11 protein-coding genes are annotated in these 13,906 nt (G+C 58.5%); 4 read left to right on the top strand and 7 right to left on the bottom strand.

All coding sequences use genetic code 11. From position 1 onward, the window contains the following. Positions 1 to 84 precede the first annotated feature (84 nt). From DY251_RS21550 to DY251_RS00125, 7 genes are all read right to left on the bottom strand, one after another. Complete coding sequence (locus tag DY251_RS21550; RefSeq protein WP_199498747.1) at positions 85 to 609, bottom strand: hypothetical protein; 525 nt, start codon at positions 607 to 609, stop codon at positions 85 to 87. Positions 610 to 697: 88 nt separating this feature from the next. Then, positions 698 to 1,306: a nucleoside triphosphate hydrolase gene (locus tag DY251_RS00150; protein ID WP_116621831.1), complete on the bottom strand. Its 609-nt coding sequence runs from the start codon at positions 1,304 to 1,306 to the stop codon at positions 698 to 700. A 29-nt stretch (positions 1,307 to 1,335) separates the two neighbouring features. Beyond that, positions 1,336 to 2,418, bottom strand: coding sequence for a hypothetical protein (locus DY251_RS00145; protein ID WP_116621830.1), 1,083 nt, complete (start codon positions 2,416 to 2,418; stop codon positions 1,336 to 1,338). Between the two features lie 80 nt (positions 2,419 to 2,498). Continuing rightward, positions 2,499 to 4,031: a YifB family Mg chelatase-like AAA ATPase gene (locus DY251_RS00140; RefSeq protein WP_116621829.1), complete on the bottom strand. Its 1,533-nt coding sequence runs from the start codon at positions 4,029 to 4,031 to the stop codon at positions 2,499 to 2,501. 99 nt (positions 4,032 to 4,130) lie between these two features. Continuing rightward, positions 4,131 to 4,964 (bottom strand): D-alanyl-D-alanine carboxypeptidase family protein, encoded by an 834-nt coding sequence (locus DY251_RS00135; protein WP_116621828.1) that lies wholly within the window; start codon positions 4,962 to 4,964, stop codon positions 4,131 to 4,133. Positions 4,965 to 5,106: 142 nt separating this feature from the next. After that, positions 5,107 to 6,516, bottom strand: coding sequence for a sodium:proton antiporter (locus DY251_RS00130; protein WP_245415797.1), 1,410 nt, complete (start codon positions 6,514 to 6,516; stop codon positions 5,107 to 5,109). 82 nt (positions 6,517 to 6,598) lie between these two features. Then, on the bottom strand, positions 6,599 to 7,828 hold the full coding sequence (locus tag DY251_RS00125; protein WP_116621827.1) for an NAD(P)/FAD-dependent oxidoreductase: 1,230 nt from the start codon (positions 7,826 to 7,828) through the stop codon (positions 6,599 to 6,601). A 231-nt stretch (positions 7,829 to 8,059) separates the two neighbouring features. Here DY251_RS00125 and DY251_RS00120 point away from each other — a divergent pair, with 231 nt between their 5' ends. The 4 genes from DY251_RS00120 to DY251_RS00105 all read left to right on the top strand — a co-directional run bounded on the left by DY251_RS00120 (position 8,060) and on the right by DY251_RS00105 (position 13,797). Beyond that, a complete protein-coding gene (locus tag DY251_RS00120; RefSeq protein WP_116622249.1) occupies positions 8,060 to 9,400 on the top strand; it encodes an MATE family efflux transporter in 1,341 nt (446 codons plus the stop codon). Between the two features lie 55 nt (positions 9,401 to 9,455). Beyond that, entirely contained in the window at positions 9,456 to 10,760 is a 1,305-nt protein-coding gene (pncB, locus tag DY251_RS00115) for a nicotinate phosphoribosyltransferase (RefSeq protein ID WP_116621826.1), read from the top strand. Further along, on the top strand, positions 10,757 to 12,178 hold the full coding sequence (locus DY251_RS00110) for a hypothetical protein (RefSeq protein ID WP_245415796.1): 1,422 nt from the start codon (positions 10,757 to 10,759) through the stop codon (positions 12,176 to 12,178). Before pncB ends, DY251_RS00110 begins: the two co-directional genes overlap by 4 nt. 317 nt (positions 12,179 to 12,495) lie before the next feature. Next, positions 12,496 to 13,797: an ABC transporter substrate-binding protein gene (locus DY251_RS00105; protein ID WP_116621825.1), complete on the top strand. Its 1,302-nt coding sequence runs from the start codon at positions 12,496 to 12,498 to the stop codon at positions 13,795 to 13,797. The last annotated feature ends 109 nt before the right edge of the window (positions 13,798 to 13,906 follow it).

Below are 13,906 nucleotides of genomic sequence, written 5' to 3'. Positions count from 1 at the left end.
AAGTAGCGGAGCATTCGCGCTCCGCGCCAGATCTGGCTGGCCATGCGAAAAGATAGGCTCGCTGGACCCGCGCAGGGCGATGCATCAAGCCTTTTTGGACGACGTCTTTTTTGCGCCGACAACTGATGCTGCCGCAGCAACCACACTTTTGGCGGTGGACTTGACAGTCTTGACCGCTTTCTTTGCAGTTTTTGCAACGGTAGCCGCCGCGCCATTAGATTTGGCAGCGGGCTTTGCAGGAGCTTTTGCCTTTGCTGCTGCGGGCTTTGAAGCCGCCTTTTTCGCAGGTGCCTTAGCTGCTGCTTTCGCGGCAGGTTTGGCCGCTGCTTTTGCGGCTGGCTTGGCTGCGGCTTTTGCCGCCGGTTTTGCAGTGGCTTTCGCCGCAGGCTTGGCTGCTGCTTTTGCGGCTGGTTTCGCTGCTGCTTTTGCCGCTGGCTTGGCTGCTGCTTTTGCGGCTGGTTTCGCTGCTGCTTTTGCCGCTGGCTTTGCGGCGGCCTTGGTCTTCGCTGCGGCTGGTTTGGCAGCCGCCTTGGTGGTCTTAGAGGCCGGCTTAGCCGCCCCTTTGGCTGCAGCTTTACCGCCAGCAGCCTTCGTCGCCTGCTTTGCCATCGAACTCTCCTTTTTCGAAATGGCTCCACCCTCGATCGTCACCTGCGACCATTTTGCGCGGTGATTCGCGGAGAATCGGCCTTGCGAATCAGATCGTCAAGTCAGCAGCGCTCCGGTTTTGAAGAACTCGATCAACATTCGGCAGATCATTGGAATCAACCCAAGCGCGACCGTCCTCTTCCGAGCGGCCATGATCGCGCCAACGCTGGATAAGTCTTCGCTCAAGCTCGTCACGAGGGACGTCGAGAAACACCGTAAAATCAAACAGTTCTCGGAGACGCACCCACGGCTTCTCGGAAAGCAGCAGGTAATTGCCTTCAACGATGATAAAGCGCTTATCTGTATCGATAATGGCCGCCGCCGCGCGGGACAGCTCCATGTTGCGGTCGAAGACAGGAATGGCGATTTCAGGTTCGCCAGCGCGAATACGCTTCAAAAGATGTTCAAAGCCGGCGAAATCAAATGTCTCCGGCGCACCCTTTCGAGAGCGCAGCCCCTTCTGATCGAGCACCGCATCATCATAATGGAAGCCATCCATCGGCACGACGACTGCGGAGCCTTCAGGCAAAAGGTCTATGAGGGCTGAGGATATGGTGGATTTGCCAGCGCCGGGCGGACCGGCAACCGCGACCAGACAGCGGCCGTTTTTGTCGACCTTTTTGAAGATGGCTGACGCCAAATGAGCAATCTGTGACATCTGACAAACTCCCATTCCGTATCATAGGCTTAGTCTGTGGCGCGAGAAAGAAACCCGGAATCGAACGGTGTCAGAAACTCTCGGCCTTCCATACTGAGCACGAGCGTATTCTTCTGCTGCTCGACCGAGTGGGGAAGCGCCTGCAAAGGCAACGCACCCAGTATGTGGCGGAAGCTGATCGTGAGGTCTGGGCTGAGCGCGAAACTTGTCGGCACGCCAGCGGCCTTGAGCGTGTTGTCGCCAATGGATTGGCGATGGCCGACAGCAGTGCGCCCATCCTCAATGCCGAGAACGCCAAGATGCCGCCCGTTCCAAGGGGCATAGTCGCGACCGCCATTCGAATACCAGAGCATTGTAATGGGCAGTTCGGATGGATTTTTTAGAACAAGCACCAGATCGCCCTCGGCTTGGCGCTGCAACGCGGTCCAGCCCAAAGCGTTTGCCGGTTCTTCTACCAATATGACAAAATCTTCGCGGCGATCATTCCCCGCGTAGGCGGCGAGGTCGGTGACGCCGCCATCGCTTGTGGGGAAGCGGCGAATATCCAGCGTGCGCGCCGGATATGCGAGCTTGTATCGACCGCGTGCGGGATCGGGCTCGAGCGATTCGGCGGGCGTTTCAGCAAAGCGTTTCGGCGAAAATGCGAGCTTGCCGCCGCGCGCCATGACACTCATCGCGTGATGCGCGACCGGGAGTTCGCCGGAACCGCCAATTATACGGTGCTCCTGATAGAGAAGCGGATGATTGTCCCGCAGGGTCAGCGTCTTTTCGATCGTCGCGCCGAAAACGGTTTTCGCCAACCTCAGCGTCGCGCGCCACCCGCCGGGAATGGCACTGCTTGAAACGACGCTCCAAGGGCTGTTTGCGGGCCAGCCGTGCCCCGGCGCTTCTTCGATGTCGTTGCGGGAGAATGGTGCGCATAGGAAATCGCCTGACAGGCGCTCCAACCCGGGCGCAATGTCGGCGGGCAGACCTGTTTCACCGATCCAGGGCGCGCGATGCAGCGGACGCAAGACGCGATCGCCCAAGTCCATGGCCATGTCTGCAATGTGGCCGACTGAGAGATCGACCGCCACCGATATGCCCGCTGCGGAAAAAGCGATGTTGCTCACAACGGCAGTCCTACCTTGTTCGTTAGCGCTGCAAGATGCCTGTCATTACCCGCAATGCAAGAGGACAATTTTTGGGCATATCATGCCGCCTGCACGGTGCGCTCACTTGGCAGCCTATAGGCGATTGCTTCGGCCAGATGAATGCGGCACACACGTTCGCTTCCATCAAGATCGGCAAGTGTGCGAGCGACGCGCAAAACACGATGATAAGCGCGAGCGGAGAAGCCCAGCTTTTCACTGGCTTCCGCCAGCAATGACGCGCCGCTGGCGTCCGGCGCGGCTACAGTTTCGATTAGCGAGGCAGAACAATGCGCGTTGGTTGTGACCGCCGCGCCTATTGCTTCAAAACGTCGTCGCTGCATTTGCCGTGCGCGCGCAACCCGCTGCGCGACGGTGGCGCTGCTTTCGCTGCGATCCGAATAGACAAGATCGGCGGCGGAAACGGCCGGGACGTCGACCCTGATGTCGATGCGATCGAGAAGCGGACCCGAAATGCGCGCCTGATATTCCGTCAGGCAGCGAGGACCACGCGCACATTGATGCCCCGGCTCTCCGGCCATGCCACAGCGGCAGGGATTCATCGCGGCGACGAGTTGAATGCGTGCCGGATAAGAAACGCGATGATTGGCGCGCGCAATCATGCATTCGCCCGTTTCCAGAGGCTGACGCAGAGAATCCAGAACCCCAGGCGTGAACTCTGGAAATTCATCCAGAAACAGCACACCGTGATGGGCAAGTGAGACTTCGCCCGGACGCGCCCGCGCGCCGCCGCCGACCATTGCCGCCATCGATGCGGAATGATGAGGCGACCTGAACGGGCGGCTGTCGCTGAGCTTTCCACCAGCCAATTGGCCCGCAATGGATGCGATCATCGAGACTTCGAGCAGTTCGCGCGGTTCAAGTGGCGGCAATATCGATGGGAGACGCGCGGCAAGCATGGATTTGCCGGAACCGGGCGGGCCGGACATAAGGAGATTGTGGCCGCCAGCAGCGGCAACTTCCAAGGCGCGCCGAGCCGTTTCCTGACCCTTGATGTCCGACAGATCCGGCAGTCCCGCGGTTTCCTTGCGCTGTATGGCAGGAATGGGTCTGGAGAGAACTTGCGTTCCGCGGAAATGGTTTGCAGCCGCGATGAGACTGTGTGGCGCGAGAATGTCTATGTCCGCACCCGCCCATGCGGCTTCCGGACCGCAAGCTTCCGGGCAGATCAATCCCCGCCCTTGCGCATTGGCCCCCACGGCTGCAGGCAGGACGCCCGCGACTTCCGCAATTGTGCCGTCGAGCGCGAGTTCCCCCAACACCACGAAACCGGACAACGCATCGGCAGGGATAGCTCCCATCGCGGCCATAAGGCCGAGTGCAATCGGAAGGTCGTAATGGCTCCCTTCTTTCGGCAAATCGGCTGGCGCGAGATTTACGGTTACGCGCTTGGCGGGCATGGACAAGCCTGTTGCATGCAGCGCGGCCTGCACTCGCTCGCGGCTTTCTGCGACGGCTTTATCCGGCAGGCCGACAATCTGCATGCCAACCTTCCCGGGCGCGATCATAACCTGCACGTCAACGGGGACAGCTTCTATGCCTTGAAACGCAACAGTGTGGACGCGAGAAACCATGTGCCAGAACCAATCATTTCAAGCACGCCGCCACGCACCAAATATGATTAGACTGTTCTCATATAATATAGAACATTACAAGAACGATTTTGCAGAAACTCAGGGCTGCAGCGCAATCGACTGCGGACGTCCGAGATAGGTCGCGATCAGGCTTTCGACCTCGGCATTCCGGGAGCGCGCGGTCTGGCCGCCCATAACCACGACGACGAGGCTCTTGCCGCCCGACTGCACCGACGTGACTATGTTGAAGCCGGAAGCACGCACATAGCCCGTCTTGATACCGTCGACGCCGTCGCGCCCGAGCAGGTCGTTATGTCCTTTGACGATCTTGCCGCGGAAATTGAAGCTCGTGGCAGAGAAATACTGGAACTTGTCAGGGAACCGGCGGCGCAACGATATGCCGAGCAGCGCCATGTCCCGCGCGGTCGTGACCTGTTCTGGATCGTGCAGGCCGGACGCATTGCGGAAGGTGGTGCCGCGCATTCCGAGCGAGCGCGCCTTGGCATTCATCATCTGCGCAAACTGATCTTCGGATCCACCCAGATATTCGCCCACTGCGACGGCGACATCATTTGCCGACTTCACAGTGAGCGCATGGATTGCCGTGAGAACGTCGATCTGGTCGCCGGGACGAAGGCGCATCTTCGAAGGCGGCTGGCTGGCAGCATGTTCCGAAATTGGGATCATCGTGAAGAGGTTCACGCGATGTGTCTCTATCGCTTCAAAGAGAAGATAGAGCGTCATCATCTTGGCGAGCGATGCCGGATGGCGCGGCGAGTTCGCGTTGACAGAATAGAGCATGCGGCCGGAAGCAACATCCACGACCGCAACGGCGTGACGCGGCGATTCATCCATGCTTTCGGAAGGCGCGAGAGCGGAAGGCTCAACGCTGCGCAACCCGTCGCTGGCGGTGGTGCAGGCCGACAGCAGCATCAACGCAAGGATTGCCGCTACAAATCGAATTGTTCTGTTGCCGAGATATGCGAGGCCTGACACTCAAACGCACCTGTTGCCAAAGTCTTGCAGCAACATGCTGCGCCGGTGATTTACATCAGATGGTTGTGCGCGTCCATTGTCAGAAGAACAGGAACCCCGCCAGCAAGAACACAGGCATGAGAACCGCGCCTGACCAAAGCATGTATCCGAAGAAACTCGGCATGGCGACGCCGCGCCCCCTGGCAATCGCGTAAACCATGAAGTTCGGGGCGTTGCCGATATAGGTATTGGCGCCCATGAAGACCGCGCCCGACGAAATCGCGGCGAGCGTAGATGCGCCTGCAGTCATGAGATGATGCGGGTCGCCGCCCGCAAGCTCGAAGAACACCAGATAGGTTGGCGCATTATCCAGGAACGAGGAAAGCACGCCTGTGAGCCAGAAATAGGCAAGATCGTTAGGCTGGCCATCAGGCGCTGTAACGAGTGCAACCAAGCCGGAAAGCGCACCTCCTTCGCCTGCCTTGAGAATGGCCACAACGGGCACGATGGCGATGAAGATTCCGGCAAACAGTTTCGCGACTTCGAGGATCGGAGCCCACGAAAACTCATTGGCTCTGCGAAGCAGGCGGGGCGTTACCTTGAACGAAATCAGCGCGCAGCACAGGATGATTAAATCGCGCAGAATGTTCTGCAGTTCGACATGGACACCTGCGACGGAAAATTCGACCCCCGGCTTCCAGCTTGCGGACATAAGGATAGCGCCGATAACGCAGGCAAGTAGCGGTACGTTCACGAGGCCGCGCAAGCCCACTCGCGTATCCGGCGTAGGGTCTTTGATTTTCGGGAGCCCATCCTCACGAATGTGCAGAACGAGATCGAGAATAAAGAATACGCCTAGCACGAGAGTCGCAACGAACAGCGTTTCGGTGAGAAGGTGTTCGGTTGTCCAGAAAAACTCGACGCCGCGCAGGAAGCCGACGAAGAGCGGCGGATCACCCAACGGCGTCAAAGAACCACCGATGTTCGAGACGAGGAAGATGAAGAAGACAATTACATGCGCATTGAACGGGCGGTTATCGTTTGCGCGGATGATTGGGTGAATCAAGATCATGGACGCGCCGGTGGTGCCGACCACAGAGGCGAGCAATGCGCCAATGACCAGCAGAACGACATTCGTCAAAGGCGTGCCGTGAATGTTGCCCGTGATCACAATGCCCCCAGCAATCGTGAAAAGCGCGAACAGCAGAATGATAAACGGCAGGTATTCCAGAAGAACGGCGTGAAGCACGGCTTCAAGGGTCGCGGGCGTGCCGAAGCTGAAGAGCATTGCAACGAGAATGATCAGCGTCCAGCCGAACGTGATCTTGCCGTAGTGATGTTCCCAGAAGTGCGGGTAGAGCAGCGGGCCAGTGGCGATTGAAAGCAGAATGCCGAGGAACGGCAGCCCCCACCAGAGCGACATGGTTTGCCCTGGCAAGCCTTCAGCGGCAAGTGCTGGAAAGGTCAGCAAGACAAGAGCGAACAGTGAAGTGGGAATTGCTTTAATCATCGGCGATCCAGGTTGAAACAGGTTTGGCCTTATCCCCGCCAATTGTGCGCTGTTCAAGAAAAATCGGATAAAACCGGCGTTATCAGGCTTTCGACTGCCATTCTGTGAAGATTGCTTTCAGGCTGTCGGGGCTGGCTTTGAGCACATCGAAATCCGGCGAGAAATCCGTAGCAAGAATGCGCCGTCCGATCATGTGATCGGCGGGCCGATTGATGGTTTCGATGGCGGTCAGGTGCGGACCGGCGAAGTGGAAAACCGCGAAGCGATTTTCATTCGGTGAGCCTGCGAGAACATGGCGATCTTCGCGACCCACGAGCCCGACCATCTGCAGCTTCATGTCGCCAATGTCTGACCAGAACCAAGGCACTGCATCATATTCGCCAGAATGACCGACGATAGTCTTGGCGGCGCGGCGCGCCTGATCGGTCGCGTTTTGAACCGATTCCAGGCGGACGTCGCTGCGGGTCATCCAGTGATGGAAATTCACGCAATCGCCGATGGCGAGAATGTCGTCTCGCGACGTGCGCATTGTTCCATCGACCTTGATGCCGTTCATTACGGCCAAACCCGTGGCCTCTGCCAGTTCGACGTTCGGCACGACGCCGATGCCGACAATGACCAGGCTTGCGGGAATGGTTTCGCCATCGCGCAATTCGACGCCGGTCACGCGGCCGTTGCTGCCGACAATGCGCTCAATTCCAATGCCGGTGCGCACTTTGACGCCGGTTTCCACGAGACGAGCATGGACATGCGAAGCGATGATTGCCGCCACGCCGCGACCAAGCACACGAGGCTGAGCTTCAACCACCGTTACCCGGCGCCCACCGGCATGAAGCGTTGCGGCGATTTCCAGACCGATGAAGCCGCCGCCGATGACCACAACGTCCTCCGCGCCATGAGCGGCCTCACGGATACGTCGAGCGTCGGCGATGTCGCGCAAAGGCATGACGCCCTCGAGCTGCGCGCCTGGCAGGCTCAAGGTGCGGGGACGCGCGCCCAGGGCAAGAATTGCATGATCGAACTGAAGAGTTGAGCCACCTGCAAGGTACAGGCGCTTGCCGTCAATGCGCTCGACACGCTCGCCAAGCCGCAGGTCGATATTGTGCGACGCATAGAAACTCTCAGCGCGCAGTATTTGCGGTTCAGCCTTGTCGTCCTTGATGAAGGTCTTGGATAGCGGCGGTTTATGATAGGGCAATTCGCGCTCGTCACCGAGCAGGATGACCGGGCCGTCGTAGCCGTCCTCGCGCAAACTCGCGGCGGCTTGCACCCCGCCATGCCCGGTTCCGACGATCACAACGCCATTGGCCATCGCTCTCTCCCTGAAGTGAAGTTGGGGGTCGCACCAGACCTTATCTCCTGTCAAGAGCGCGTCAGCTGGCTCAACAGCGACAGCATGCAGCGTCTTGCGACTTTGAGCGCCTTCGTTCAGAAGCAGCGACTCCTGCTGGCGGCAACCAGCATGAAGATTTCGAAGGCAGGTTTGACGATGGTTTCAGGGAGCCCCGACACGGCGCAGCCCTGGCGCGAAGAGATTCGGGCCATGCTTGCGCTTGCGTGGCCGATGATCCTGACCAACCTCGCGCAGGTAGCCATGACGGCGACGGACGTCGCCATTATCGGACGGCTTGGCCCGAATGCGCTGGCTGCCGGTGCGCTCGGCTCGAACCTCTATTTTGCCGCGCTTATTTTCGGGCTTGGTCTGGCCTATGGCACCGCGCCGATGATGGCTGCCGAGCTTGGCCGAAAAAAGCACTCCGTGCGCGATGTGCGCCGCACGGTGCGCCAGGGTCTGTGGCTATCGGTGCTTATCTCGATCCCGCTCTGGATCCTGTTGTGGAACGGCGAAGCGATACTTCTGGCGATGGGGCAGAAGCCCGATCTTGCCGCGCAGGCGGGCATTTATCTGCGCTGCCTGCAATGGGCGATTCTGCCATTCTACGGCTACATCGTGCTGCGATCTTTCATCTCGGCGCTGGAACGCCCCGGCTGGGCGCTGGCCGTGATGGTGTTGGCCGTGATCCTCAATGCCGTTGGAAACTGGGCGCTTGTGTTTGGACATGCAGGTTTTCCCGAACTTGGCATTGCCGGTTCTGGCATTGCGACAAGCTTTGCCTCTTTCTTCATGTTCTTCGGGCTTGCCGCCGTTACTGTTATCGAACCGAAATTTCGGCGCTATCAATTGTTCGGCCGTTTCTGGCGAGCCGACTGGCCTCGACTTTGGGCGTTGCTGAAACTCGGCGCGCCGATTTCGGGCATTCTTGCCTTCGAAGTGACGATCTTCAATGCCGCTGCTTTCCTGATGGGGCTTATCGATTCGATACAATTGGCGGCGCATGCAGTGGCGCTGCAAATCGCCTCTATTACCTTTATGGTTCCGCTGGGAATTGGCCAGGCGGTTACTGTGCGCGTGGGCCTGGCCTATGGGGCACGCGATAGCGAAGGCGTAAGCCGGTCCGGCTGGACGGCCTATTGCATCGGCGTTTCGTTCATGGCGCTGATGGCGCTGATGATGGTGGTACTGCCTAAACCGCTGATTTCGGCCTTTATCGACGTGTCGGACCCTGCCAACGCGCCCGTCATCGCTTATGCCGTTACGTTCCTGATGTTTGCGGCGATGTTTCAGGTGGTCGACGGCGCGCAAGCCGTTGCGGCGGGTATGCTGCGAGGCTTGCAGGATACGAAGATACCAATGCTCTATGCCGCAATCGGCTATTGGGGAATCGGCCTGCCGCTGGGGGCGTTGCTGGCATTTCATTTCGGGATGGAAGGCATCGGCATATGGCTTGGCCTGTTTATCGGGCTTGCGGTGGTGGCACTGCTGCTGCTCTATCGCTGGCTGCAACGCGATGCGCTGAGATTGATACAGAAACCTGTTGTGTAGAACGCGCTTTCTCTACAAAGCTGCACCATGGGACTGTGTGACCTGAGGGAGAAAAATGCCCACCACCGATATTGCCCGCAGGGTATATGATCACACGTGGAAGCTCGACCCTATCGTTCGCAGCCTGCTCGACACGGATTTTTACAAGCTGCTGATGCTTCAGATGATCTGGGGCATGTATCCCAAAGTCGACGCCACCTTCTCGCTTATCAACCGAACGCGGAAAGCCAAGCTCGCGAAAGAGATAGATGAGCTGGAATTGCGCGAGCAATTGGACCACGCCCGAACGGTGCGCATAACAAAGAAGGAAATGATCTGGCTTGCGGGTAACACCTTCTATGGCCGCAAGCAGATTTTCGAGCCGGAATTCCTCTCATGGCTGGAAGATTTTCAGCTTCCCGAATATCGGCTGGAGCGCGTGGGCGACCAGTACGAGCTTGAGTTTCCCGGACCGTGGATGCACACCTCCATGTGGGAAATTCCCGCGCTGGCGATTATCAATGAGCTGCGCTCGCGCTCGGCCATGAAGCAGTTTGGCCCGTTTGAGCTGGACGTGCTCTATGCGCGCGCCAAGGCGAAGATGTGGGAAAAAACGGAGCGGCTGAAAAAGCTTCCAGGCATCAAGATTTCAGATTTCGGGACGCGCCGCAGACACAGTTTCCTTTGGCAGCGCTGGTGCGTTGAAGCGCTGAAAGAAGGCATAGGCGAGGCCTTTACCGGCACGAGCAATGTGCTGCTGGCGATGGACAATGACCTGGAAGCGCTCGGCACAAATGCGCACGAATTGCCGATGGTTTTTGCAGCGCTGACAGATAGCGATGAGGATTTGAAGAAGTCGCCATATCGGGTGCTGCAGGACTGGCAGCGCTACTATGGCGGCAATTTGCTGATCGTGCTGCCCGATGCATTCGGCACGGATGCTTTTCTGCGCGACGCGCCGGACTGGGTGGCAGACTGGACCGGTTTTCGCCCCGACAGCGCGCCACCGATCGAAGGCGGAGAACGCATTATCCGCTGGTGGAAGGAACGAGGCGTTGATCCGAAAAACAAGCTGCTGATTTTTTCGGACGGGCTTGATGTCGATACCATCATCAAGACTTACGAGCATTTCGAGGGCAAGGTCCGCATGGGCTTCGGCTGGGGCACCAATCTGACCAATGATTTCGAAGACTGCGCGCCGCGCCCGACCAACCAGCTCGATGCCATCTCACTGGTTTGCAAGGTGACGGAAGCCAATGGACGCCCCGTGGTGAAGCTCTCCGATAACCCGGAAAAGGCTACGGGCGACCCCGAAGAAATCAAACGCTATATCCGTCTTTTCGGAGAAAGCGGCAGGGTCAGGCAGAAAGTCTGGGTGTGACCGAGACTGGCCGATTGCCGAAAAGCGTGAAGCGTTTCTGGTGGGGTGTTGTTGCGTGTGTGGCGTGGCCAAGCGCGGCGTTGGCTCACGCATCCGAGCGCGGCCATGTGCTTTTGCTGCCTACGGGGTATTATTTTGCCGGCGGTGCATTTGCAGTTGCTGCGAGCTTTGCCATTCTCTTTTTCCTGAAACCCGCCGCGCTGGACGTTTATCGACGCTTTCGCTTGCCCATGTGGCGGTCTCCTGAAAGGCTGCGGTTTCTGACAAGCGCGTTGTCGTTTGCGCTGTTCGTCGTGCTGATTGCCGCCGGGCTGCGTGGCAGTCCTGACCCGACGAATAATCCATTGCCGCTAACCATCTGGACCTTGCTTTGGGTGGGTGTTCCTCTCGTGCAGGGGCTGGTCGGAAATGTCTGGCGCTGGATCGATCCCTGGTATGCGCCATGCTTGGTTGTGGGAAAGCTGACAGGGCGAGCGGAGCCCGCATTCAATGAAGGCGACGCGAGTTATATCCCCGCTGTTATTTTGTTCTGCGCGTTTGCGTGGTTCGAGCTGATTTACATTGCGCCCGAAGACCCGCCTCGCCTTTCGATCGTCGCGCTTTCGTACTGGATCGTTACGTTCGTATTCGTGGTTTTGTTTGGACACGAAAGATGGACCCGACAAGGCGAATTTCTCACCGTGTTTTTCTCGATGATCGCACGGTTTGGAATCATGCAGCCATCCAGGGAAAAGCCCGAAACGGTCGAGTTGCGATTGCCGGGAGCAGCGGTTGCGGAAGCGCGGGCGCTGCCAATGAGCGGCGTTGTTTTCCTGCTGGCCAACCTGGCCGCTGTATCGTTCGACGGGTTTTCCAAGACGTTCCTCTGGTTGGGCAGCATAGGAATAAATCCACTGGAGTTTCCGGGTCGGTCTGCAGTGACGATTCCGAACAGCGTCGGGCTTTTCACTGCAATGATCGCGTTTCCAATCGTTTTCGCGGGGCTGGTTCGCGCTGGCGAATGGATGGCGAGCGAGGGCAACAGGGAGGCAATCGGCTTGCTGGTCTGGTCTATCGTGCCAATTGCCCTCGCCTATCATTTTGCGCATTACCTGACCTCGCTTCTGGTCGACGGACAGGCTGCGCTTATCGCGCTTTCCGACCCATTCGCGCGCGGCTGGAACTTACTTGGGCTGAGCGGCCGTCCTTTGGAGGCGGGCATCGTGATGGGTCACGACGCGGCATGGATGCTGTGGAATGCGGTGTCGCTGGCGATTATCGCAGGGCATGTGCTTGCCGTGCTGATCGCACACATGCTCGCAACGCGCCTGTATGGAGAGACACGCGCAGCGACGGTCAGCCAGTTGCCGCTCGCCGTCCTGATGGTCGGCTATACCCTTCTCGGCCTCTGGCTACTTTCCACACCGTCAGCGGGATAGGGTCAGGACCCGCTAATTGGAGCGAAATGGCGCCTTGTACGGCAAGGTCTTTGACGCGGCAGATCGAGGCCGTTCCGGCGTCCTTCGGATGTGGTCCATCTGGCCTGTTACTTTGTCGCAAAGAGCTTGAAAATGCACCACATTTCCTGCGCTTTTGCTCCGCGTATCAAACCAGATGGCCTCACACCATTTCTTCCCAATTAACAGGTCCTGACCCTTGGGTGCTTGCGACCGCGCGGCATTGTGCTCTAATGGCGATTCAGAACTGACACGGTGCAACCGTGCAGGCATGCCAACAAAAACAACAGGGGAACGGCATGACGAAGAAGTCATCAATCATCCTACCATCAACGTCCATTTCACGCCGCAGCGCGCTGAAAGGAATTGCTGCAGCGGGCACGTTTGCTGCCGCGCCGGGTTTCGTGCGCTACGCACAGGCGCAAAGCTCCGCGCCGATCAAGATCGGCTTTCAGGCGCATAAGACCGGTATCGGCGCGGCCTACGGACGTTGGTATGAGCGCACCACCACGGCGGCTGTGAAAGCAATCAACGCTGCTGGCGGCATCAATGGCCGCCCGATTGAGATCATTACCGAAGATGACGGCACCGATCCGAAGCGGGGGGCGGAAGTGGTCGCCAAGCTTGCTACGCAGCATCAATGCGACGTCGTTTACGGCACGCTGTTCAGCCATGTGGTCGTGGCTTCCGCGCCGGTCGCGGGCGAACTGAAGATTCCGTATTTCGTGGTGAGCGAGGGCTATCACGTCGCCTCCGGCAAGTTGAACCGCTACTGCTTCCAGCCGGGCATTACGGATGTGCGCTCGCAGGTGACGGCGATGGCACCTTGGGTTTCCGGCAATCTGGGCAAGAAAGTCACGATGATCTTCCCGGACTACGCATTCGGCCATGACCACCGCGATTATTTCACCCCTGCGATCAAGGCTGCAGGTGGAGAGGTGATTGCGCAGATTCCAATTCCGCCGACAGAGAGCAGCTTCACGAAATACTTCCCGCAGATTCCCGCGGAAACAGAAGTGCTCTATCACGTGATGGTGGGACCGGCTGTGCTGACATTCGTGAAGGAACTCGGTGAATTCTACGGCTCCAACAAGCCGCAGCTTTTCGGCTTTATCGACTCGCTGGAAGCGGTGGACATCAACAGCCCCGGCCTTGAGTTCCTCGACGGTTCGCATTTCTGGGAAGGCTGCCCGCGCTATACACAGGCAAACGATTCCGAGGCGATGAAGGCTTATCGCGCAGCAGTCGGGATCGACGACAATGGTGCAGCGGTTGGCGACCCCAAGGACGTTTCGACGGCAGCGCATATGTTCGGCTGCTGGGAAACACTTTACGTCATCAAGCAGGCGATGGAAGCGGCGGGCTATCAGGGCCCGGCCGATCGCGCCAAGCTGGTCGAGGCAACCGAGGCGATCCAAGGCTTCGAAGAAGGGCCGGAACATCCGCAAGGCGACAAGGTGTTCGATGGCAAGCTGCATCAGGTCTATGGGCACCAGAACATCTCGAAGGTGGAAGGCGGCAAGCTGAAGGTCGTACACCGCACCGAGATCAAGGACGGCATGTACGAAGCCGAAGGCGATTACACGCAGCAGGCTTTGTAATGGTACGGGGAGTGGAGGATTCAGTTTCCGTGTTGGAACCCCCACCCCTTACCCCTCCCCTCAAGGGAGAGGGGAATCAAGCAATGCAACATGTGTCATCCCCGTCCAT

Origin of the sequence: Mesorhizobium denitrificans (assembly GCF_003403035.1) — a bacterium.
Taxonomy (GTDB): domain Bacteria; phylum Pseudomonadota; class Alphaproteobacteria; order Rhizobiales; family Rhizobiaceae; genus Mesorhizobium_G; species Mesorhizobium_G denitrificans.
This window is presented reverse-complemented; position numbering and strand designations above follow the sequence as displayed.